Here is a 23,120-nt window from a genome sequence, read left to right as displayed (position 1 = left end):
AGACGTGTGTACTGGTTTCATAAAGTTACGGCGGCTATAGCGGAGGGGAAACGCCCGGCCCCATTCCGAACCCGGAAGCTAAGCCCTCCAGCGCCAATGGTACTGCACCCTAATCAGTGTGGGAGAGTAGGACACCGCCGAACACAACTCGCGAACGCCTCGCGTCTGACATCGAAAGATGTTGGGCGCGGGGCGTTTTGCTATTTCTGGGTGCTGTTGCGGATCGTCGCCGATTCGGTTTAAGCCGGACTTGCGCTTGGCTGCCTACATCAAAACTGGGTCAAACGACCCACTTTTGGTTCCGGGGTCTTACACTTCTGGCCATGTCGTACACGGAAGTTACCCGCTCCGGGCCACCTGTTCTGAGTGTTGCCGGGATGACGCGCAGACAGTTGCTGGGTGCGGCAGTGGTGGGGGCCGTCGGCGTCTCCGTCGGAACGTCTGTTCTCGGAGCCGGGAAATCTACCGCGGTAATGAACCCCGATGACCTTGTCGACGTGGTCGTTGTCGGTGGCGGCCTGTCAGGTCTCGCTGCTGCGCGATCTCTTACAAGAGCCGGGAAATCGGTGAAGGTCCTCGAGGCCCGCGAACGCGCCGGCGGACGAGTCCACAACATCAGCACACCGAAACTAGGTGTGACCCTGGATGCCGGAGCGGAATTCGTGGGTCCAACGCAGACCCACATCGCCGCGTTGGCGCGTGAGTACGGTGTGGTCTCCGTACCGACCTATAACGAGGGCGACAGCGTCTTCTGGAACAGCGGCCAGCGTTCCACCATGCCGAGTGCGCTGGGCGTGCCGATCGACCCGGCCAGCCCAGAGGCGGCGTTTGCTCTCGCTCAGCTCGAGGTGCAAGGTCTGCTCCAATTCCCGGTTGGTGAACCGTGGAAGCACCCTGATGCGTCCTACCTGGACTCGATCACATGGAAGCAATGGCTGGAGGCGCGATCGATGTCTCCGACCGCCAGGATGTTGCTCTCCGTCGCCTGTTCTGCTGCGCTTTCCGTCGAAGCAGACGAGGTGTCGGCCCTGTACTTCTTCAATTACGTTGCCGCAGCAGGAGATGAGGCCAATCCCGGTAGCCTCATCCGACTACTGAGTACCTCCGGTGGCGCCCAGGAGCGGCTGTTTGTCGGCGGTGCTGCGCTGATTCCTCTTCGGATGGCCGCAGCACTGGGTAGTTGCATGGTGTACAACGCCGCAGTCCGTCATATCTCCTGGTCGGATGGATTCGCGACTGTACAGAGTGATGCTGGGGAGTTGAGGGCAAGAAAAGTCATCGTTGCCATGTCGCCCGCGATCACCGGTCGCATTCAGTTCAGCCCTGGGCTGCCGGCAGAGCGTACCGGTTTGCAGGACGGCTATCGGATGGGTGCCATCAGCAAGTTCGCTGCCGTGTACGCCGAGCCGTTCTGGCGTGCGAAGGGATTGTCGGGTCAGGTCATCGGAAACGGCGACCCGATCGACGTCTGCTTCGAGAACTACGCCGAAGGCAACCACGTCCTGATGGGGTTCATCTCGGCCGACGCGATGCGGCGGTTGGACAACGCGCCGCAGGAACAGCTGGTCGACGAGTGCATCGAGAACTTCGTGGACTATTTCGGTCCAGAGGCCCGAAATCACTTGGACCATGGCGTTTTCAAATGGGACCTCGAACCGTGGTCGCAAGGCGGCCCGGTGGCCGTCAGCAAACCCGGAACGCTGACGCGGTATGGCAGATCTTTGCGAGCGCCTGTGGGTCCGGTTCACTGGGCCGGCACGGAGACCTCCGACTACTGGACCGGGTACATGGACGGCGCGGTGAGGTCCGGGGAGCGTGCGGCTCGCGAGGTCATCGCCTCGTTGTAGAGGGCGCGTCGCCGGCAATTCGTCGCCGAGGGCCTTCAGCGACTACCCTGGCGTGCGGCCGATCGGCCATCAACAGGCAACTACATAGCGTGAATCCATCGATTTGGCGGCCCGTCCGCTGCGGTGAGATCGTGACGAAGAGGCAGACGTGAACGACAGAATGAACCGTGGCAGTGGCGGAAGCACCGGCGGCAGTGGACGTAGCAATCAACCCGGTGGCCGGTCATCCGACCGTCAGGGGGGATCGAATCGCTCGGGCTCAGACCGCGGACGTAACTTCCGCAACGACTCGGATGCACGCCGCGGAACCGGTTCGGCCAATCGGCCGCCAGAACCACCCATCCCTGAAGACGTGGTGCCCCAGGATCTTGATACCGCTGTACGCCGCGATCTCCTGAGTCTCGACCGTACGAACGCCGACACCGTGTCGCGTCACCTGATCATGACGTTCCGGCTGCTCGACGAGGATCCACAGCTTGCCCTGGAACACGCACGCGCAGCGCGTCGTCGCGCCGGCCGGATCGCGATGGTCAGGGAAGCAGCCGGACTCGCGGCCTACAACGCCCAGGAGTGGGCAGAGGCGCTGTCCGAACTGCGCGCAGCCCGCCGGATGTCAGGTGGAAACGCCCTGCTGCCCATGATCGCCGATTGCGAGCGTGGCCTGGGTCGGCCCGAACGCGCAATCGATGTCGCACGAAGCGAAGAAGCCCGGGCACTCACCGGCGAAGAGGCCGCCGAGATGCGCATCGTGGAGTCGGGCGCCCGTCTCGACCTCGGCGACTTCGACAAGGCCATCGTCACGCTGCAGACCAAAGATCTCGACCCATCTCGAGTCGGTACCGAGGCCGCGCGCTACTTCTACGCCTATGCGGCGGCATTGCTGGCCGCCGGCCGTCGTGACGAGGCGATCACCTGGTTCATGAACGCCGCTGCCGCCGACGACGACGATGTGACCGACGCCGAGGAACGGCTCATGGAGCTGAGCAACCCCGAGGGCGTCGACGCCGAGTTCGAAGAAGGTGGATTGACCGGCGAGGACGAGACCTCCGCGTCGACAACATTGGCCGAGCCCGCTCCGACGACACGGTCTGTGCCTGTTGTTGCCAAGCCTGTTCAGGTGCCCGCTCCCGTTGTCCCGAAACTCGTCCCGGCTGCGCCCGCCGAGCCGGGTGCGCGCCTCCGTGACGGCTATGACGTCCTGCTCCTGGATCTCGACGGCACCGTCTATGCCGGAAAAGATGAGATCCCTGGCGCAAGAGAAGCATTGGACGCCGGCGACCAGCGCAACTTCTACGTCACGAACAACGCCAGCCGGTCTCCCGACGATGTCGCAGCGCACCTGCGCGATCTCGGTTTCGTCGCGGAACCCGATGAGGTTGTCACCAGTGCCCAGACCGCTGCTCGGCTGCTTGCCGAACAGTTGCCGATGGGTTCGCGGGTCTTGGTCGTGGGAACCGACGCACTCGTCCACGAAGTCCGATCTGCAGGCCTCGGGGTGACAAGAAGCGCCGACGATCGTCCGGCCGCTGTTGTGCAAGGACATTCGCCGGATACCGACTGGACCAATCTCTCCGAGGCCGCCCTGGCGATCCGCGCCGGCGCCCGCTGGGTTGCCTGCAACGTCGACGCGACGCTTCCGACTGACCGCGGACTTCTCGTCGGCAACGGTTCGATGGTGGCCGCCGTGGCGAACGCAACCGGACAGCAACCTCAGGTCGCCGGAAAGCCTGCGGCACCGCTGATGATCGACGCGGTCAACCGCAGCGGTTCCAAGACGCCGCTGGTGGTCGGCGACCGCCTCGACACCGACATCGAAGGCGCCAACGCCATCGAGGCGGACAGTCTGCTTGTCCTCACGGGGGTCAGCACTGCCGTTGACGCCCTGAATGCTCCGGAGGCGCAGCGACCGACGTTCGTGTCGGCGGATCTCAGCGGACTCAACGCCGCGGCCGACGATGTTGTTGTCGGCCCTCGCCCCGGCTGGCACGTCAGTGTCCTGGACGGCACGTTGACCGTGGTCGCTCAAGACGGTGCGGACGCGAGCGCGGTTCTCTACGCGGTGCTCCATGCCGCGTGGTCACAGGAGCCGCGCGCTCGCTGGACCGTGGAGGCCGCCGAAGAAGAAGCGCAAGCTGCGCTGATGAGTGCCGGTCTTCTGAGCTGAGTGCGGATCGGTCAGCTCCGAGAGAATTCTGATGCGGCCGTGATCTGTTCGTCGCTCGGGCGCACACCGGTGTACAGGACGAATTGCTCGGCCGCTTGCAGGGCGATCACCTGTGCGCCGGTGATGGTGGGACGGGTGTCGAACGCCGCGATGAGTGGGGTCCGCGACGGCATCGCGACCACATCGAACGCGGCCTGTGCTGCCTCGACAACCTCGGTGGGGAAGGGCAGGCCGTGAGCGTCGGGGCCGCCGGCCATGCCGATCGGGGTCGCATTGACCAGTAGCTGTGGGCGGTCCGCGCCGAGGTCTGGTTGCCAGGTGAAGCCATATTGTTCTGCCAGCGCGGAACCGGCGTCACGGTTGCGGGCCACCACGACGGTGTTCTGGTATCCCTCATCGCGGAGAGCGGCGACCACCGCTTTGGCCATCCCCCCGCTACCGGCGATGGCTACCGAATAGTCTTTCGGAATCGCGCTGTCGCGCAACAGATTCGCCGCTGCCTGATAGTCGGTGTTGTAGGCGTGGAGGACACCGTCCTCGTTGACGATCGTGTTCACCGACGCGATCGCGGCGGCCGAATCATGCATCACGTCGACCAGGTCGATGACGTCTTCCTTGAAGGGCATCGAGATTCCGGCACCGCGGATGCCGAGGGCTCGCAGACCTCCGATGGCGGCGGGAAGATCGGTTGTCGTGAACGCCTTGTAGACGTAGTCGAGCCCGATCTCGTTGTACAGATAGTTGTGAAACTTGGTGCCGATGTTGCTCGGCCGTCCCGACAGGGAGATGCACAATTGCGTCTCACGGCGGAGGACACGGGCATCAGGTGCGTGGGACGGCGATCCGTCGGTGGTGGACGTCATCGCTCGACGCTAACAATCGACTAGCCTTGGCAGGCGATGAACCATCCCCGCCCCGGCCCCATCCCAGGTCCCAGGCCCGGCCCCAGACCTGGGCCGGCTCCTGTCGAACCTGCATCCAACGTCGACCTCGGTGAGATCCGGGAGCGGGTGGCAGATCTGCTCGAGCAGGCCGATCAAGTCGCGGCTGGTGACGACGCCAAAGGTATGGGTCTGAACCAGCTGGCCCGGCAGGCCGAGCTGCTGGACAGAGCGCACACAGTACTCACCGAGGCCCTCGAAAAGGTCGATCGTGTCTGAGTGCCGTTCCCATGGCGCGTAGAGCCCGGCTGGACGCCGAGCTGGTGAGGCGAGGTGAAGCGCGGTCTCGAGAGCACGCGCGAGCGCTCATCGAAGCCGGCCGCGTCAAGGTCAACGGAACGGTCGCCTCCAAGCCGGCCACCAATGTCGATCTCGGTGCCCCGATCGTCGTAGCCGACTCCGACGACGAAGGTTGGGCCTCACGGGGCGCCCACAAGCTCCTGGGTGCACTGGAGGCCTTCGAGCCGCTCGGACTATCGGTGGCGGGCAAACGCTGCCTGGATGCCGGTGCGTCCACCGGCGGCTTCACCGATGTGTTGCTGCGGCGTGGAGCAACCGAGGTGGTCGCGGTCGACGTCGGGTACGGCCAGCTCATCTGGCGGATACAGAACGATCCGCGCGTCGACATCCGTGACCGGACCAATGTTCGGAGCCTGTCTGCCGAGCAGATCGGCGGTCCGGTGGAGGTCGTCGTCGCCGACTTGTCATTCATCTCCCTTAACCTGGTGCTCGCAGCGTTCGCCGACTGCGCTCAGGTGGGAGCGGACCTGCTTCCGATGGTCAAACCGCAATTCGAGGTCGGCAAAGACCGGGTGGGATCAGGGGGAGTCGTGCGCGATCGCGCTCTGCGTGCAGAAGCGGTAACCGCTGTCGCCCGAACAGCGGCAGGGTATGGCCTTCGTACGCTCGGTGCGGTTGCCAGCCCGCTGCCAGGGCCGTCGGGCAATGTTGAATACTTCCTGTGGCTGCGAAAAGAGTCGACTGCAGCGAGCGAGTCGGAACCGGTGACGGTGGACGACGAGGTAGGCGCAGCGATAGCCCAGGCAATCGAGGAAGGGCCCCAGTGACAGACCACAACGACGCCGCACCGGCGGCATCGGGACGTGAGTTCTTGGTGGTCGCCCACACCGGACGGGACAACGTCCACGAGACCATGGCCGTCATAGCCAAACGATGCGCCGAGGCGGGCGTCGGATTGCGCGTGATCGACCACGACACCATGCCCAGCCATCCTGGCCCCCAATATCTCGGCACGGTCTATCCACTCGATCCCGCAGAGCTCCGCGAGATCGGCGCTGACGTCGCGGTGACCGCGGGCGACGAGCAGTCCGCGGTGGGTTGCGAGGTGATCATCGTGCTCGGTGGCGACGGCACGTTCCTGCGAGCTGCCGAACTCGCCCACCCCGTCGGGGCGCCGGTACTCGGAATCAACCTCGGGCACATCGGGTTCCTGGCCGAGGCGGAGGCCAACCGGGTTGATGAAGTGATCGGCAAACTGATTCGCCGCGACTATGAGATCGAAGACCGGATGACGTTGGACGTCTGCGTCCACGTCGACGGTGAGGTGATCGCGAAGAGCTGGGCCCTGAACGAGGCCAGTATCCAGAACCTTTCCCGGCAAGGGGTTTTGGAGTTGATCACCGAGGTCGACGGCAGACCGGTCTCGGCGTTCGGGGCGGACGGCATCTTGGTGTCCACGCCGACCGGGTCGACCGCCTACGCGTTCTCGGCGGGCGGACCCGTGATGTGGCCGGACCTCGAGGCGATCTTGCTCGTGCCGTCCAATGCGCACGCACTCTTCGCCCGGCCGATGATCACCAGCCCTCAGTCGCGGGTCGCGGTGGAGGTATTGGCCCGAGGTCAGGATGCACTCCTGTCGTGCGACGGTCGCCGCAACATCGACGTGCCGGCGGGAGGCCGGATCGAGGTGGTTCGCGGTGAGCGACCGGTGCATTGGGTGCGCATCGATTCTGACCCGTTCGCCGACCGTCTGGTCCGCAAGTTCCAGCTGCCGGTCACCGGTTGGCGGGGGAGGCAGCTGTAGTGCTCGAAGAGATCTCGATCAGTGGCCTCGGCGTCATCGACAAGGCCGGTGCCGAGTTCCACGAGGGTTTGACCGTACTGACCGGTGAGACGGGTGCAGGCAAGACGATGGTCGTCACCAGTCTCCATCTGTTGTCGGGAGCGAGGGCCGATGCGGGGCGGGTGCGATCGGGGCAGGAACGCGCGGTTGTCGAGGGCCGGTTCCGGGCGACGGGCCCGGACGCAGCGGAGGTGCTCGACTCCTCAGGGGCAGAACTCGACGAGGATGGCACCGTCATCGCCGTCCGTACCGTCAACGCGGACGGCCGCTCACGGGCACATCTGGGCGGACGGTCCGTTCCGGTCGGGCTGCTGGGGCAGTTCACCAGTGGACAGCTCGCCATTCACGGGCAGAACGACCAGTTGCGGCTGCTGCGGGCCGAACACCAACGCGACGCACTCGATCGGTTCGCGGCCGAGGCGGTCACCAAACCGCTCAAGGCCTACCGCGAGGCGCGCGACCGGTGGATCACCCTCGCCGACCAGCTACGCGATCGGCAGGCCAATTCGCGGGAGATCGCCCAGGAATCAGACCGACTGCGGTTCGGGCTCGACGAGATCGACAAGGTGGCGCCGCAGCCCCGTGAAGACGAAGAGATCGCGGCGACTGTCCGTCAGCTCAGCGATCTGGAGACCATCCGCAACGCTGCGGTGACGGCACTGGACGTGGTGACGGGCGCTGGGTCGGAGATCGACGCGGAGACCGGATCGTCCGTGCTCGACGGGTTGGGGGCAGTCCGGACGACGCTGGCGGCGATCAACGACGACACCCTGCGGACCCTGTTGCCGCGCGTCGAAGAAGCGCTGACCGTGGTCGGTGACATCGGGGAAGAACTCAGTTCGTTCGTCTCCGGTCTGCCCACCGATGCGGCCGAACTCGAGCAGCTCCTGCAACGGCAGGCCGAACTCAAGTCGTTGGTCCGCAAGTACGCACCGGACATCGACGGCGTCATCGCATGGGCCGAGGCCGCCCGGTCGCGACTGACCGAGATCGGTGACTCCTCGGAGTCGCTCGACGAGCTCGCCGCCCGGGTGTCTGCCGCGAGAGACGACGTCGCCGCTGCGGCGGTCAAGTTGACCAAGGTGAGAGTGAAAGCGGCCAAATCGCTTGCCGGCAAGGTCAGTTCAGAGCTGGCCGGGTTGGCGATGGGGGATGCGCAACTAGAGGTCTCGGTGGTATCCGACGTGGCCACCGACGGTGACCGCCGGGCCATCGAGGTTTCCGGGCAGCAGGTGCATGCCGGATCACATGGTGTGGACCGGGTGGAGTTCGGCCTGAGTGCACACGCGGGCGCACCTGCGCGTCCCATCGCGAAGTCGGCATCTGGCGGTGAGCTGTCGCGGGTGATGCTGGCACTCGAAGTGGTGTTGGCGGGTCAGGGCAAGGGATCGACGATGGTGTTCGACGAGGTCGACGCCGGCGTCGGTGGCCGGGCAGCGGTGGAGATCGGCCGCAGGCTGGCACGCCTTGCCCGAGCACACCAGGTCATCGTCGTCACGCATCTCCCGCAAGTCGCAGCTTTTGCCGACAATCATCTGCTGATCGGTAAGCAGACCAGTGGGCAATCGCGTGGCGGAAAGGCCGGCCGGGTCACCAGCTCGGTGGAGGTGCTCGATCGCGATGAACGCATCGCCGAGCTGGCTCGCATGCTCGCCGGTCTCGGTGATTCGGACACTGGGCGTGCTCACGCCGAGGAACTTCTCGGCACGGCCGAGCAGGAGAAGACCGCATTCGCGGAATGACACCGTTGTTACTCATGTGACAAAAGTGGCGTGTGTTACGGCGCGCCTCCGCCAAAACTGTCGAGTAGTGGTTCAGTGTTTCTCGCATGAAGATGCCTGCCCTGCTGTCACGCACAACCGAAACTCTGCCTGGGATCAGCGGTATCGCCAGGATCGACAAGAACACCAAACGTCTGCTCTCGAGAGTCGGCCCGGGGGACATCGTGATCCTCGATGAGGTCGACCTCGATCGCGTCACCGCGGACGCCCTGGTGGCCGCCGACGTGGTGGCGGTGGTCAACGCCTCACCGTCCATCTCGGGTCGGTTCCCCAACCTCGGTCCCGAGCTGCTGGCGGCCTCCAACATCACCCTGATCGACGACGTCGGCGTCGAGGTGTTCAAGCGCATCAAGGATGGCGCCAAGATCCGGATCGACGAAGGCGGGCTCTACAGCGGTGAACGTCGTCTCGCCAAGGGCACCGAACTGGGCGAGCGCGAGATCGCGGACCTGATGATCGATGCCAAGACAGGCCTGGTCGATCATCTGGAGGCGTTCTCCGGCAACACGATCGAGTTCATCCGCAGCGAGTCGCCGTTGATCATCGACGGAGTGGGCGTGCCGGATGTCGACATCCGCATCGAGGGCCGCCACGTCGTGGTGGTCGCGGACGGACCCGACCACGTCGCGGACCTCAAGCGGCTCAAGCCGTTCATCAAGGAATACCAGCCGCTCATGGTGGGTGTCGAAGGTGGCGCCGACACGTTGATGGAGATGGGTTACCGCCCTGATCTGGTGGTCGGCGATCCCGAAGGTATGAAGTCGGCAACGCTCAAATCGGGAGCACAGGTGGTGCTTCCGGCCGATCCCGACGGACATGCGCCCGGACTCGAGCGTATTCAGGACCTCGGCATCGGGGCCATGACCTTCCCCGCTGCAGGTTCGGCCGCTGACTTGGCACTGTTGCTCGTCAACCACCACGAAGCCGCCCTCATCGTCACCGTCGGCCACGCCGCATCGATCGACGAATTCTTCGATCGCAGCCTGCGGGAGTCGAACCCGTCCACGTTCCTCACCCGGCTCAAGGTGGGGCCCAAGCTGGTCGACTCGAAAGCTGTTGCCACTCTGTACCGTTCACGCGTCTCCGGCGCGGCGGTGGCCCTGCTGATCCTGGCCGCGCTGACCGCGCTGATCGTTGCGGTACTGATGTCGAGCGCCGGCACCGAGGTGATCGACTGGGCGGCAGATCAGTGGGACCGGCTGGCCGACTGGGTCACCCGGGTCTGGAATGAGTGACGCCTCACCTCAATCCACTGCTCGCACGGCAATGTCGAACCCCGCTGCCGGCGATGATTGACACGACGTGTCCGCGGTACCGCCCCGTACTCGGGTGCGACACTGCGGGGAGAAAGAGGGATCTGTGATTTCGCTTCGCCAGCATGCCATCTCGCTGGTCGCGGTGTTCTTGGCACTGGCTGTTGGTGTGGTGTTGGGCTCCGGTTTCGTCGCCGACACCTTCGGGTCGTCCAGCGATGCGCAGGACGAACGTGAGCAAGAACTGCGAGACGAGAATCAGCAACTCAGCAGTAATCTCAACGCGGCGAACAATTTTGACGCCGCCATCGCGGGCCGGCTGCTCGGCGGGAGCCTCAAGGACCGACCCGTGCTCATCATCACCACTCCGAACGCTGATGAGGGTGACGTCGCAGCCGTCAAAGACAACCTGAACAAGTCCGGTGCGATTTTCAACGGCCAGCTGGCTCTGACGGAGGCGTTCATCAGTGACCAGAATGCCGAGAAGATGCGGTCGATCATCGACCAGTCCATCCCGCCCGGAAGTGAACTCCGGACCGAACTGACAGACTCCGGCGGGCGCGCCGGTGATCTTCTCGGGCTGCTGCTGAACCTGTCGCCGGAGGATGCCGAACCACAGGTCTCGTCGAGCGACACCACCGCCGGGTTGGCTGCACTCAAGCAGGGCGGTTTCGTCGACTACGCCAACGGGGCGGTGAAGCCTGCTCAGTTGTCGATTGTTGTGACAGGCAACAAGTTCGCTGATGACTCCGGCGCGCGCGGACAGGTGATCGGGCGTTTTGCCGTGGCGTTCGCCCAGCGGGGTTCCGGCACCGTTCTGGTCGGACGAACGGGGTCGGCAGAGGGTTCCTCGCCGATCGCTGTCATCCGGGCCGATCCATCGCTCAACTCGAAGATCTCGACCGTCGACAACGTCGATCAGGCCACCGGACGCATCACCACGGTGCTGGCCCTCACCGACGAGCTCGGCAACAAACAGGGAGCATTCGGCACCGGCCCAGGAGCCACCGCCATCGCCCCGGAATGACAGACGCTCGCTGGACGCTCGCCACCCCGGTCCCGATTCGGATGGTGGCGAGCGTGTCCGTCCGTGTCGCGGCGGTGAAGAAAAGTCCGCATTGGTGTTACCGTGGAGTCCCGTAGGTAGGCAAGGTTTTCTTGCCGCCTAGCCGATGGTCAAGCCCCGCCCTCGGCTTCGTCTCCAGCCGAACGGAAGAAGCGTTGCGACCACTACGCCATGCGCGCTCAGGCACAAAGCACATCTTTGTCACCGGGGGCGTCGCGTCGTCACTCGGCAAAGGCCTGACGGCTTCGAGCCTCGGCCAGTTGCTCACAGCTCGCGGCCTTCGCGTCACGATGCAGAAGCTTGATCCTTATCTGAACGTGGATCCGGGCACGATGAATCCTTTTCAGCACGGTGAGGTCTTTGTCACAGAAGACGGCGCCGAGACCGACCTCGACGTCGGTCACTACGAACGTTTTCTCGACCGCGACCTCTCCGGTTTCGCGAATGTGACCACCGGGCAGGTCTATTCGACCGTCATCGCGAAAGAGCGTCGCGGTGAATACCTCGGCGACACGGTTCAGGTGATCCCGCACATCACCGACGAGATCAAGAACCGCGTCCGGGCGATGAGCCAGGCCGACGCCGACGGCGAGATCCCCGATGTGGTCATCACCGAGATCGGTGGCACCGTCGGTGACATCGAGTCGCAGCCTTTCATCGAAGCGGCTCGCCAGATCCGCCACGATGTCGGCCGCGACAACGTGTTCTTCCTGCACGTGTCGCTGGTGCCTTACCTGGCGCCGTCGGGTGAGCTCAAGACCAAGCCCACTCAGCACTCGGTGGCCGCCCTGCGCAACATCGGTATCCAGCCCGACGCGTTGATCCTGCGCTGCGACCGCGACGTGCCCGAGCCTCTCAAGAACAAGATCGCCCTCATGTGCGACGTGGAGGTCGAAGGCGTCATCTCGACGCCGGACGCCCCGTCCATCTACGACATCCCCAAGGTGCTCCACTCCGAGCAGCTCGACGCGTACGTGGTGCGCAAGCTCGGTCTGCCGTTCCGCGACGTCGACTGGACGGTGTGGGGCGAGCTCCTCAAGCGTGTTCACGAGCCGCGCGAAGAGGTGACGATCGCGCTGGTGGGCAAGTATGTCGAGCTGCCCGACGCCTATTTGTCGGTCACCGAGGCCATCCGGGCCGGTGGGTTCGCCCACCGCGCGAAGGTCAACCTCGTCTGGGTGCAGTCGGACGAGTGCGCCGAGGACGCCGGTGCGAAGACGGCGCTGGCCCGCGCGGACGGCATCCTCATCCCCGGAGGGTTCGGGATCCGGGGAATCGAGGGCAAGGTGGGCGCTGTGCGATTCGCACGCACCCACGGCGTCCCGTTGCTGGGTCTGTGCCTCGGTTTGCAGTGCATCGTCATCGAGGCCGCGCGTGCCGCCGGGCTCGATGAGGCCAGCTCCACCGAGTTCGATCCGGAGACTCCGTTCCCGGTGATCTCGACGATGGCCGATCAGGAGCAGGTTGTCGCCGGCGAAGCCGACCTCGGCGGAACCATGCGCCTGGGCGCCTACCCCGCCAAGCTGGATCGTGGTTCCGTGGTGGCCACTGCCTACAACGCAGTCGAGGTCTCCGAACGTCATCGCCACCGATTCGAGGTGAACAACTCCTACCGGGACAAGATCGCCGAGAGTGGCCTCGTGTTCTCTGGAACCTCACCGGACGGGCATCTCGTGGAGTTCGTCGAGTATCCCCGCGAGGTGCATCCGTTCATGGTGGGCACGCAGGCGCACCCCGAGCTCAAGAGCCGGCCCACACGCCCTCATCCATTGTTCAGTGCATTCGTGCGGGCCTCGCTGCGGTACAAGGCAGCCGAACGACTGCCGGTGAACATTCATCCCGATGACGATGCGGATCCCGCCGATCTCGATGACGTCACCGCTGCCGAGGCCGGCGTGCTGGAGGCCGGCGCTTGAGCCAGTCGCCACACGAGTTCGCCACCGTCGGAAGCGAATTGCAGTACAGCGGCGCAATTGTGGCCCTTCGGGTCGACGAGGTTCAGATGCCGGGAGGCCGCACGGCGAAGCGTGAGGTGGTCGAGCATCACGGTGCGGTCGCCATCGCCGCGGTGAACGACAAAGACGAGATCGCTTTGGTCTTGCAGTACCGGCATCCGCTCGGTCGTCGGCTCCTCGAACTGCCCGCGGGCCTGCTGGACGCCGGGCCGGATGAGTCACCGTTGGAAGCGGCCAAGCGGGAGTTGGTCGAGGAGACCGGCTTGGCTGCCGACAACTGGAACGTGTTGGTCGATGTGGCTGTCTCGCCGGGATTCACCGATGAGGCCCTGCGCGTTTATCTCGCGACGGGCATCCGGGAGGTCCCGCGGCCGGACCCCGAAGACGAAGAAGCCGATATGGAGATGCAGTGGGTCGGCGTCGATGATGCAGTGGACATGGTGCTCTCGGGCGAGATAGTCAACTCGACGGCCGTGAGTGGCATCCTGTCACTGGCTGCCGCCCGAGCACGCTCAGTTTCTCTGCGAGGTACCGACGCGCCTTGGACTGACCGGCCTGTCGCGTTTGCTCAACGCAAGGCCGCACAGGCATGACCGCCGGCCGGGCCGTCGACGTTCTCGAGAACTCATGAGCCTGGCCGCGTCATGACGCTCACCGACCAGGTGCAGATGTATCTGGATCACCTGGAGGTCGAGCGCGGCTCGGCCGTCAACACCTTGCAGTCGTATGCACGAGACCTGCGGCGGTACCAGGAGTTTCTGGCCGAGCGGGGGATCGATTCGCTCGCCGAGGTCACTGAATCCGACATCCGGGAGTTCTTGGTTGCGTTACGCCGTGGCGATTCGGACAAGGACCGACCGCCGCTCGCAGACAGTTCGATCGCCCGAACCTTGGTAGCCACCAGGGGCTTTCACAAGTTTGCCGCCGGCGAAGGCCTTGTGCAGGCCAATGTCGCCCACGCCGTCGCCCCACCCAAGGCCCCGCGCCGGCTGCCGAAGAGCCTTCCCGTGGACGAAGTGCTGGCAATCCTTGCCGCCAGCGGAGGGGACGACGTCTCTGACGGGCCGCGTTCGCTGCGCGATCGTGCGTTGCTGGAACTCCTGTACAGCTGCGGCGCCCGGATCTCTGAGGCGGTCACTCTGGACGTCGACGACATCGACACCGAATCCCGGTCGGTTCTGCTCCGTGGCAAAGGGGGCAAGGAGCGGGTGGTACCGGTCGGGAGGCCGGCCATCGCCGCACTCGACGCTTACCTGGTGCGGGGGAGACCCGCACTGGTCTCGCGGTTCAATCCGGCGTTGTTCCTCAACACCCGCGGGGGGCGCTTGAGTCGGCAGAGTGCGTGGCAGGTGCTCGTCGACGCGGCAGCGCGTGCCGGATTGGACAAATCGGTCTCCCCGCACACATTGCGGCACAGTTTCGCGACCCATCTGCTGGACGGCGGTGCCGATGTGCGCGTCGTGCAAGAACTCTTGGGTCATGCGTCGGTGACCACCACGCAGGTGTACACGCTGGTCACGGTCGGCACCATGCGTGAGGTGTATGCCTTGGCTCATCCGCGGGCCCGATGAAGACGTCCTGCTGCGCCCGCGACGGTGAGCCTCCACAGCCGTGTCGCGCCGACCCACTAGGCTCGTGATGTGACAACGCCACAGCCACCAGATCGAGGCCACGGGCGTGACGCGCATCAATTGATGATCTCCACGCCTTCGCGCGGCGACAACGACGACGAGACGACGCCGAGCGGCTGGGATCACGATCGCGAGAAGCCCAGCCCAGCGAGTGAATTGGGCCCGACCGGACGTCCCGTGCGTGAGGTACCCGAACCGGCGCCGCTCGACCATCACGGCCCGGCGACGGTGGTTGCTGTCTGCAACCAGAAAGGTGGGGTCGGCAAGACGACCTCCACCATCAACTTGGGTGCCGCTCTCGCCGAGTGCGGGCGGCGGGTGCTGCTCGTGGACCTCGACCCGCAGGGCGCGTTGTCGGCGGGGCTCGGCGTACCCCATCACGAACTCGACCTGACCGTTCACAACATGCTGGTTCCGCCGCAGGTGTCGGCGGATGAGGTGCTCATGCGCACGCGGGTCGAGAACCTCGACCTGCTGCCGTCGAATATCGACCTGTCCGCGGCCGAGATCCAGTTGGTCACCGAAGTCGGCCGTGAACACACGTTGGGCCGCGCCTTGCACCCCCTGCTCGACCGCTACGACTACGTGCTCATCGACTGCCAGCCGTCGCTCGGATTGCTCACCGTCAATGCGCTGTCGTGCGCCGACACCGTGATCATCCCGATGGAATGCGAGTACTTCAGTCTGCGAGGGCTGGCGCTGCTCAACGACACCATCGAAAAAGTGCGTGATCGGCTCAACCCGCGCCTCAAGCTCGGCGGCATCCTTGTGACCATGTTCGATGCGCGCACCCTGCATTCTCGCGAGGTGATGGCCCGCGTTGTCGAGGTGTTCGGGGACAAGGTGTACGACACCGTGATCGCGCGCACCGTGCGCTTCCCCGAGACCAGCGTCGCGGGCGAACCGATCACGTCATGGGCACCGAAGTCCGCGGGTGCGCGCGCATACCGAGCGCTGGCCCGCGAAGTCATCGCTCGCACCCGCTAGTCGTGATGACAGAAGCACCACCGGAGAAAACGGGTTTCCAGGTCAAGCTGACCAACTTCGAGGGCCCCTTCGACCTGCTGCTCAACCTCATCGGTCAACACCGGATGGATGTCACCGAGGTGGCGCTCCACGAGGTCACCGACGACTTCATCGCCTACACCAAGCAGCTCGGTACCGAGATGGGACTGGATCAGACCACCCAGTTCCTCGTGGTGGCTGCCACGTTGCTCGACCTCAAGGCGGCCCGACTGCTGCCGTCTGGTGAGGTGGAGAACGACGAAGACCTCGCACTTCTCGAAGCCCGCGATCTACTTTTCGCGCGCCTGCTGCAGTACCGGGCCTACAAACAGGTGGCTGCACTCTTTGCGGAGCTGGAAGCTGCTGCGCTGCAGCGGTATCCACGCGCGGTATCGCTGGAGGCTCAGTTCGAGTCATTGCTGCCCGAGGTGACGATCGGCGTCAGCCCAGCGGTGTTCGCCGAGGTGGCCGTTGCGGCCATGACACCCAAACCGGTTCCGCAGGTCGGTCTCGGACACCTACATGTCTCACAGATCTCGGTTCCAGAACAGGCAGCCCGAGTCGGCGAGATCTTGCGCAATGCCGGTGCCGGAGCGTGGGTGAGTTTCACCGACCTGGTGGCCGAGTGTGACTCAGGGCTCGGAGTGGTGGCCCGTTTCCTGGCCCTGCTCGAATTGTTCCGGGAACGAGCAGTCGCATTCGAACAACCCGAGGCACTCGGCACCTTACGGGTCAGTTGGACCGGCGAGATCTCAGATCCGGCGGCGATCGTGGTGAAGGCGGAAGACTATGGATGAGCCAGACGGCGGCGTTCCGGCCGTGGAATCGGACGCACTCTTCGAGGCGGAGACCCTCGACGAAGCCGAGATGCGAGCAGCGCTCGAAGCCATGTTGCTTGTTGTCGACACTCCCGCCACGAGTGAGCAGCTGGCATCGGCGCTCGATGAGACCAGCGCTCGGGTGGATGCCCTGCTCCGCCAGATGAGTCAAGAGCTGACCGAGCGACGCAGTGGCATGGACCTGCGGTTTGCCGGGGACGGCTGGCGGTACTACACCCGCAACGACTTCGCGCCGTACGTCGAACGGCTCCTGCTCGATGGCGCACGGTCGAAACTGACCCGGGCGGCGTTGGAGACGCTCGCCGTCATCGCCTATCGACAGCCGGTCACACGGTCTCGTGTCAGTGCTGTCCGGGGTGTCAACGTCGACGGGGTCATCCGCACTTTGATCGCTCGTGGCCTGATCAGTGAGGCGGGGACCGACGTTGATTCGGGCGCGGTGATGTATCGCACCACTGAACTGTTCCTGGAGCGTCTGGGTCTCGCTTCGCTCGGTGAGCTGCCGGATCTGGCGCCGCTGCTGCCCGATGTGGATGTGATCGACGCCCTCGGTGACGAGATCAACAGCGACCCGAGATTCGCCAAGTTGGCAGGTGGCAGGGCAGACTTGAAGGACAAGACCAACAACATCACCGTTGACGACGACTGACGACAACGGGAATTAGGGACAAAAGCATGGCACCCGCTAGCCGAGACGGCAGACCGGACAGAAACAAAGACAAGGGCAAGAGGCGCGCTTCGAGGTTCGAGGACTCGGCCGAGCCCGACCGCGGAGGACGCCCGTCATCGGAGCGTGGCGGTAAACCCGCAGCCGAGCGCGGCGCGCGCCCATCAAGAGATCGTCGAGAGCGCCCCGCAGGTGAATTCGGCGGCAGGCCGACGGCCGATCGTGGCGGTAGGCCGTCGGGAGAACGTGGCGGTAGACCGGCCGGAGAACGTGGCGAGCGAGGCGGACGCCCCGGTGCCGACCGTGCCGGCAGGCAGTCAGATGAACGCGGTGGACGGCCCACGGGAGAACGTGGCCGTTCCGCCGGCGAGCGCGCTGGTAGGCCCGGCGCTGAGCGTAGTGGGAAGCCCGCGGGGGAGCGCGGCGGTAAGTCCGCACATCGCGGACAGGGTGCGGCCGTCGAACGATTCCGGAAGAGCCATCGCAAAGGTGCTGGGCCCGAAGGCAAACCGCGGTCGGCACCCGATGTGAAGAGCGGCCAGGTGAGGCTCAACAACGCCAAGCCGGCGCGCGAGCAGAACCCGTTGGATGTCGGCGGCGATGGTGCGACGTACGTCGAAGGCGGCATGCGGCTGCAAAAGGTCCTCGCGCAGTCCGGGGTCGCCTCGCGACGCGGTGCCGAAGAGATGATCGCAGCCGGCCGGGTCGAGGTCGACGGAGAAATCGTCCTGGAGCAAGGCCTGCGCATCGATCCCAAGACAGCCGTCGTGCGCGTGGATGGCGCGCGCGTGGTCGTCAACGAAGAACACCAGTACCTCGCGCTGAACAAGCCCAAGGGCTGGCAGTCGACGATGGCAGATGACTTCGGTCGTCCCTGCATCGGTGATCTGGTTGCCGAGCGAGTCATGGCCGGGCAGAGGCTTTTTCACGTGGGCCGTCTGGACGCGGACACCGAGGGTCTCATCTTGCTGACCAACGACGGTGAACTCGCCCATCGGTTGATGCACCCGTCCTTCGAGGTGCCGAAGACGTATATGGCCACCGTTCGCGGTGAGGCGCACCGCACGCTGGGCAAGATCCTGCGCGACGGTATCGAGCTCGATGACGGCCCGGCCAAGGTCGACAAGTTCTCGCTGCTCGACGTGAACGAGGGAATCTCCTTGCTGCAGCTGACCCTGCACGAAGGGCGCAAGCGGATTGTGCGTCGCCTCCTCGATGAAGCCGGCTACCCGGTGATCCGCTTGGTACGCACCGACATCGGCGCAGTCAACGTCGGAGAGCAGCGTCCGGGAACGTTGCGGGTGCTGGGCAACAACGAGATCGGTGCCCTGTACAAGGCGGTGGGGATGTGACCGGAACCGAACGAGCCGTGATAGCGATCGACGGCCCCGCCGGCACCGGCAAGTCGAGCGTCTCCCGTCGCGTGGCAATAGCGCTGGGCGGCAACTACATCGACACCGGCGCCATGTACCGGGTGGCAACGCTCAAGGCCCTTCGCGCCGGCGCGTCGCTGGATGACCCGGAGTCGATCGACAAGGCCACCGACGACCTCACCATCTCCGTCACCAACGATCCGCAAGCGCAGATCGTCATGATGGACGGCGAGGATGTGACCGACGAGATCCGGAGCGACGCGGTGACACGTGCAGTGTCTGCGGTGTCGGCGGTACCCGCAGTACGCACGCGCCTGGTACAGGCACAACGCGACCTCGCGCAGAGTGGGCTCAGCGTTCTGGAAGGCCGCGACATCGGCACCGTCGTGTTCCCCGACGCCACGTTGAAGATCTTTCTCACAGCCTCGCCGGAGGCGCGGGCGCAGCGTCGACATGATCAGAACACCGCTGCGGGAATGAAAAGCGACTACCAAACGGTTCTTGACGACGTGATCCGTCGGGATCATCTGGATTCCACACGAGCGACGTCGCCGTTGCGGCCCGCGGAGGATGCGGTCCAGGTCGACACCACCGATCTGGGCATCGAAGAGGTTATCGCCAAGCTGGTCGAGTTGGCGCGTAACCGGATTGAGGTAAAAGCATGAGTGACACTTTTGATGGGGCCGCGCCGTCGTCTGACGGCATATGGACAGATGAAGCCGAATGGGACCTGAGTGAGTTCGCCGATGTGGACGACGACGGCGCCCCACTTGCCGTTCCGACCGTCGCCATCGTCGGACGCCCCAACGTGGGTAAGTCTTCACTCGTCAACCGCATCCTCGGTCGCCGCGAGGCGGTTGTGGAGGATGTGCCCGGGGTGACACGCGACCGCGTGTCGTACGACGCCTCCTGGGCCGGTCGACGATTCCTGGTGCAGGACACCGGCGGTTGGGAACCGGACGCCAAGGGGATGGCGCAGTCGGTGGCCCGCCAGGCCGAGGTCGCGATGAAGACGGCCGACGCGATCGTTCTTGTCGTGGATGCCACGGTCGGTGCCACCAGCACCGATGAAGCGGTTGCCAAGGTGTTGCGCCGGTCGAAGACCCCAGTGCTGCTGGCAGCCAACAAGGTTGACGATGAACGCCTGGAATCGGAAGCCGCGTCGTTGTGGTCGCTGGGTCTGGGGGAGCCGTTCACAGTGTCCGCAGCTCACGGCCGTGGCACCGGCGATCTGCTCGACCGGATCCTGGAAGCACTGCCCGAGACCCCCCGGGAATCCGTTCTCACCGGTGGTCCGCGCCGAGTTGCGTTGGTGGGCAAGCCGAATGTGGGCAAGAGCTCGTTGATGAACAAACTGACCGGAGAAGATCGGGCGGTTGTCGACAACGTTGCCGGAACCACCGTCGACCCGGTCGACGAGTTGGTCGAGCTGGGCGGCAAGATCTGGAACTTCGTCGACACTGCAGGCCTGCGCAAGAAGGTGCAGCAGTCGAGCGGACACGAGTTCTACGCCTCGCTGCGTACCCGTTCGGCCATCGAGGCAGCTGAAGTGGCGGTGTTGCTCATCGACGCGTCCGAACCGATCACCGAGCAAGACCAGCGGGTCCTCACGATGATCATCGAGGCCGGCCGCGCCCTGGTGATCGCCTTCAACAAGTGGGACCTGGTCGACGAGGACCGCCGGACCCAGTTGGAGAAGGAGATCGACCGCGACCTGTCGCGCGTGCCCTGGGCACGGACGGTCAACATCTCCGCGCACACGGGACGCGCCGTCCAGAAGCTCGTGCCGGCGCTGGAGACCGCGCTGGAGTCGTGGGACAAGCGAGTGTCCACCGGGCAGCTCAACACGTGGCTCAAGGCCGTGATCGCCGAGACGCCGCCGCCCATGCGCGGAGGCCGCCTCCCCAGGGTCATGTTCGCCACTCAGGCGGCCACCAGGCCGCCGACGTTCGTGTTCTTCACCACGGGCTTCCTGGAGGCCGGTTATCGCCGGTTCCTGGAGCGCAAGCTGCGGGAGGCCTTCAACTTCGACGGGTCACCTGTCCGGGTGAACGTGCGCGTGCGCGAGAAGCGAGAGCGCAAGAAGTAGCTGATGGGCGGCACTCCGGGAACCGATTGGCATCGGAGGCCGCCCGTCAGATAGTCTTTCTGACGCTGCTCCTCACGGATCAGCAACGGGCTGTGGCGCAGTTTGGTAGCGCACTTGACTGGGGGTCAAGTGGTCGCAGGTTCAAATCCTGTCAGCCCGACAGTGATGGCAGGGTCAAGGCGGTTCCGGAGAAATCCGGGACCGCCTTTTTAACGCCTGTGCTCGGCCCAGATCTCCTCGAACGAGATGGCACGACCCAGGATCTGTTCCGCCGAACGATGCCCTGACTTCAGCGCACCGGTCACCGTGGAGGGATCGTCGGTCCAGGTTGCCTCGCCCGCCAGGTGCAGCACGTCGTCGATCGGGATGGCCAGATCGTCGTGATCCACACGGTCCGAGCCCACTGACATGTACGAGTACGAACCCCGCGAGTACGGGTCGTCCTGCCATCGAGTGACGTGTACCCGTTCGGGTTCGAGGACGCGGTCGCCGTACAGCTTTCGGAGTGCATCGAGGACGGAGTCGGCGATCTGCGCGTCCGACCATTCGCGGGTTTCCCGCGCACACGGGCCGGCGGCGAAGGTCAGGAGGGTCGGAGAACCCGCCATCGAACTCACGTCGTACCAGGAGTGCCACCAGCGGCCGGCTTCCCCTTGTTGACGTATTGCGTAGACGTCTGCATCCCAGAACTTGTGTGAGAACCGCAAGAACACCTTCTCGAAAGCGTTCATCCCAAGCCTGGCCAGAGCCCCTTCGTGTGCCTCGGGTAGTGGGGGATCAAAGACGAACTCCGGCGACTTCAGCACACCGAGCGGCACCGTGACCACCACCCGGTCGGCAGAGAAGCGACCGCGTCCGGTGTCGACGGAAGCGCCGCTCGGCCCCCACTGGACCCGCGTGACCTCGTGCTCGAGTCGGACGTCGAGTCCCTCGGCAAGGCGGGTGGCGAGTACGTCATATCCGTCGGGGAAGACGACTTCCGCTCCCTCGATCGCATCGTCGTCGAGGCCATGTGCGTCGAGGTCGTCGAGCCACACACCGAGTTGTTCCTCGGTCCGATGCCGCATGAACTCGCGGACTCGCATCGAGCGTTCGTCGCTCCAATCCAGTTGCGACAAAGTGGCTTCAACCGCCATGCCATACGACGTACCTGGATCTGATGCGGCGACGGTCAGTCTGAACTGTTCGTCGAACCGATGAATGTCCGACACAAAACGCTCCGTGTCCTCTGCATTCAATCGGGTGCCGGCAGGGGAGTAGTACGCAATCGGCCGGCCGCCCGGTTGGAAACTGCCCACGGTGAACTCAACGGTGCGCATGCCGAAAGCCTCGACCGCGCCGGCAACCGGGTTGCTGTCGATCCCGTGTATCCACGATGCGCCGTAGTCGACGACGTCGCCGTCGGCACGGGACGTCCAGACGCGTCCGCCCACCCGATCGCGAGCTTCCAGGATCACCACGCGCCTGCCTTGGCCGGAGAGGATTCGTGCGACGGTGAGTCCGGCAATCCCGGCACCGACGACCAGCGTGTCAAAGTCTGTCACTGCATATTCCGATCTATCGCCATGTGGATGCGGAGGTCACGACTGTTCCTTCGAACACCACCACGTCGTGCGTCCGCCGACGGTGCCCCGCGACATCGGTGCACCGCATCGAGGGCACACGGCGCCGGACTTGCGATAGGGGATGATCTCGCCGGTGTGGACACCACCCTTCTTGATCGCGGATCGGATGGCACGGCGCAGGACGACACGCAGTTCGTCGAGTTCGTCGGTTGTCAGGGTTTTGCAACGCCGCGCCGGTGACTGCGCGCTCTGCCACAGGACTTCATCGGCGAGGAGATTGCCGACGCCGGCGATCGCGGTCTGATCGAGCAGTCGTGCCTTGAGAGGTGCTCCGCTGGAACCGATTCGACGACGGAAATCCTCCCGCGAGATCTCAGCGGCATCAGGCCCGAGCGCTTCGATGTCCGGCTCGAGGCGAACCCTGCCGAGGCGGCGTTTGTCGAAAAGCCTGAGTTGACCGCCGTCTTCGAACGTCATCGCGAAGCGCGTCCACTCAGGCTTGTCGGTGTCTCGTTCACCGACGTGCGGATCGCCGCCGCCGTACCGCGAGGTCTGGTCACCGTCAGGTGCGGTAACGATGACTCGCCCGCCCATGCCGAGGTGGATGCCAAGCGTCGGACCCGTGGAGCCGTCGGCGATCGTCGTCTCGCACCACATGGCCTTGCCCCGGCGACAAGCATCGGTGAGCTTGCCGCCCTTCAGCGCACTAGCGATCTCGCCCGGCCGATGCGGACGGCACTCGAACGTGTCGGTGTCGTCGATCTCGACAATGACACGGTTCAGCGCCTTCTCGACGACCTGTCTGGCGTTCTCGACCTCTGGCAGTTCCGGCACCTGTTCGGTCTACCCTCCCGGCGCGAT

20 protein-coding genes, 1 tRNA gene and 1 rRNA gene are annotated in these 23,120 nt (G+C 64.9%); 19 read left to right on the top strand and 3 right to left on the bottom strand.

Features of this window, described 5'->3' with window-relative positions:
* The first annotated feature begins 26 nt into the window (after positions 1–26).
* The 3 genes from rrf to KXR83_RS23540 all read left to right on the top strand — a co-directional run bounded on the left by rrf (position 27) and on the right by KXR83_RS23540 (position 4,011).
* Positions 27–143: ribosomal RNA gene (rrf, locus tag KXR83_RS23550) — 5S ribosomal RNA — on the top strand.
* A gap of 180 nt (positions 144–323) precedes the next feature.
* Complete coding sequence (locus KXR83_RS23545; protein ID WP_437426923.1) at positions 324–1,847, top strand: flavin monoamine oxidase family protein; 1,524 nt, start codon at positions 324–326, stop codon at positions 1,845–1,847.
* 148 nt (positions 1,848–1,995) lie between these two features.
* Positions 1,996–4,011: an HAD-IIA family hydrolase gene (locus KXR83_RS23540; protein WP_437426922.1), complete on the top strand. Its 2,016-nt coding sequence runs from the start codon at positions 1,996–1,998 to the stop codon at positions 4,009–4,011.
* A gap of 11 nt (positions 4,012–4,022) precedes the next feature.
* Here KXR83_RS23540 and KXR83_RS23535 read toward each other — a convergent pair whose 3' ends face one another.
* Positions 4,023–4,874 carry a shikimate 5-dehydrogenase gene (locus tag KXR83_RS23535; RefSeq protein ID WP_437426921.1) on the bottom strand — a complete coding sequence of 284 codons (852 nt, stop codon included), beginning with the start codon at positions 4,872–4,874 and terminating at the stop codon, positions 4,023–4,025.
* Between the two features lie 36 nt (positions 4,875–4,910).
* Here KXR83_RS23535 and KXR83_RS23530 point away from each other — a divergent pair, with 36 nt between their 5' ends.
* The 16 genes from KXR83_RS23530 (at position 4,911) to KXR83_RS23455 (ending at position 20,854) form a co-directional block, all read left to right on the top strand.
* The gene (locus KXR83_RS23530) at positions 4,911–5,171 is read left to right on the top strand and encodes a hypothetical protein (RefSeq protein ID WP_437426920.1); all 261 of its coding nucleotides are present in this window, start codon (positions 4,911–4,913) and stop codon (positions 5,169–5,171) included.
* An 11-nt stretch (positions 5,172–5,182) separates the two neighbouring features.
* Positions 5,183–6,019, top strand: a complete 837-nt coding sequence (locus tag KXR83_RS23525) for a TlyA family RNA methyltransferase (protein ID WP_437426919.1) — start codon at positions 5,183–5,185, stop codon at positions 6,017–6,019.
* On the top strand, positions 6,016–6,996 hold the full coding sequence (locus tag KXR83_RS23520; RefSeq protein ID WP_437426918.1) for an NAD kinase: 981 nt from the start codon (positions 6,016–6,018) through the stop codon (positions 6,994–6,996). The genes KXR83_RS23525 and KXR83_RS23520 overlap by 4 nt, the downstream gene beginning before the upstream one ends.
* The gene (gene recN / locus KXR83_RS23515; RefSeq protein ID WP_437426917.1) at positions 6,996–8,777 is read left to right on the top strand and encodes a DNA repair protein RecN; all 1,782 of its coding nucleotides are present in this window, start codon (positions 6,996–6,998) and stop codon (positions 8,775–8,777) included. The genes KXR83_RS23520 and recN overlap by 1 nt, the downstream gene beginning before the upstream one ends.
* Before the next feature lie 86 nt (positions 8,778–8,863).
* Complete coding sequence (gene steA / locus KXR83_RS23510) at positions 8,864–10,051, top strand: putative cytokinetic ring protein SteA (RefSeq protein WP_437426916.1); 1,188 nt, start codon at positions 8,864–8,866, stop codon at positions 10,049–10,051.
* Between the two features lie 124 nt (positions 10,052–10,175).
* Complete coding sequence (locus tag KXR83_RS23505) at positions 10,176–11,096, top strand: copper transporter (RefSeq protein ID WP_437426915.1); 921 nt, start codon at positions 10,176–10,178, stop codon at positions 11,094–11,096.
* A gap of 194 nt (positions 11,097–11,290) precedes the next feature.
* Positions 11,291–13,051 (top strand): CTP synthase, encoded by a 1,761-nt coding sequence (locus KXR83_RS23500; RefSeq protein WP_437426914.1) that lies wholly within the window; start codon positions 11,291–11,293, stop codon positions 13,049–13,051.
* Positions 13,048–13,683 (top strand): NUDIX domain-containing protein, encoded by a 636-nt coding sequence (locus KXR83_RS23495; RefSeq protein WP_437426913.1) that lies wholly within the window; start codon positions 13,048–13,050, stop codon positions 13,681–13,683. Before KXR83_RS23500 ends, KXR83_RS23495 begins: the two co-directional genes overlap by 4 nt.
* 51 nt (positions 13,684–13,734) lie before the next feature.
* Entirely contained in the window at positions 13,735–14,661 is a 927-nt protein-coding gene (gene xerD, locus KXR83_RS23490) for a site-specific tyrosine recombinase XerD (protein ID WP_437426912.1), read from the top strand.
* Between the two features lie 123 nt (positions 14,662–14,784).
* Positions 14,785–15,708, top strand: a complete 924-nt coding sequence (locus KXR83_RS23485; RefSeq protein WP_099382132.1) for a ParA family protein — start codon at positions 14,785–14,787, stop codon at positions 15,706–15,708.
* A 5-nt stretch (positions 15,709–15,713) separates the two neighbouring features.
* Positions 15,714–16,523: a segregation and condensation protein A gene (locus KXR83_RS23480; protein ID WP_030162473.1), complete on the top strand. Its 810-nt coding sequence runs from the start codon at positions 15,714–15,716 to the stop codon at positions 16,521–16,523.
* Complete coding sequence (gene scpB, locus KXR83_RS23475) at positions 16,516–17,214, top strand: SMC-Scp complex subunit ScpB (protein WP_437426911.1); 699 nt, start codon at positions 16,516–16,518, stop codon at positions 17,212–17,214. The genes KXR83_RS23480 and scpB overlap by 8 nt, the downstream gene beginning before the upstream one ends.
* A 26-nt stretch (positions 17,215–17,240) precedes the next feature.
* Positions 17,241–18,584, top strand: coding sequence for a pseudouridine synthase (locus KXR83_RS23470; RefSeq protein ID WP_437426910.1), 1,344 nt, complete (start codon positions 17,241–17,243; stop codon positions 18,582–18,584).
* A 17-nt stretch (positions 18,585–18,601) separates the two neighbouring features.
* A complete protein-coding gene (cmk, locus tag KXR83_RS23465; RefSeq protein ID WP_207779597.1) occupies positions 18,602–19,270 on the top strand; it encodes a (d)CMP kinase in 669 nt (222 codons plus the stop codon).
* Positions 19,267–20,694: a ribosome biogenesis GTPase Der gene (gene der / locus KXR83_RS23460; RefSeq protein ID WP_030162491.1), complete on the top strand. Its 1,428-nt coding sequence runs from the start codon at positions 19,267–19,269 to the stop codon at positions 20,692–20,694. Before cmk ends, der begins: the two co-directional genes overlap by 4 nt.
* Before the next feature lie 86 nt (positions 20,695–20,780).
* Positions 20,781–20,854, top strand: a tRNA-Pro gene (locus KXR83_RS23455).
* 49 nt (positions 20,855–20,903) lie between these two features.
* Here KXR83_RS23455 and KXR83_RS23450 read toward each other — a convergent pair.
* Complete coding sequence (locus tag KXR83_RS23450; RefSeq protein ID WP_437426909.1) at positions 20,904–22,238, bottom strand: flavin monoamine oxidase family protein; 1,335 nt, start codon at positions 22,236–22,238, stop codon at positions 20,904–20,906.
* Positions 22,239–22,274: 36 nt separating this feature from the next.
* Entirely contained in the window at positions 22,275–23,093 is an 819-nt protein-coding gene (locus tag KXR83_RS23445) for an Fpg/Nei family DNA glycosylase (protein ID WP_437426908.1), read from the bottom strand.
* Positions 23,094–23,120 lie beyond the last annotated feature (27 nt).

It is taken from the genome of Williamsia muralis (assembly GCF_051487485.1).
In the GTDB taxonomy this organism is placed as follows: domain Bacteria; phylum Actinomycetota; class Actinomycetes; order Mycobacteriales; family Mycobacteriaceae; genus Williamsia; species Williamsia muralis_B.
The sequence above is the reverse complement of the archived record's forward strand: the minus strand, read 5'-3'. Positions and strand labels throughout refer to the sequence as shown.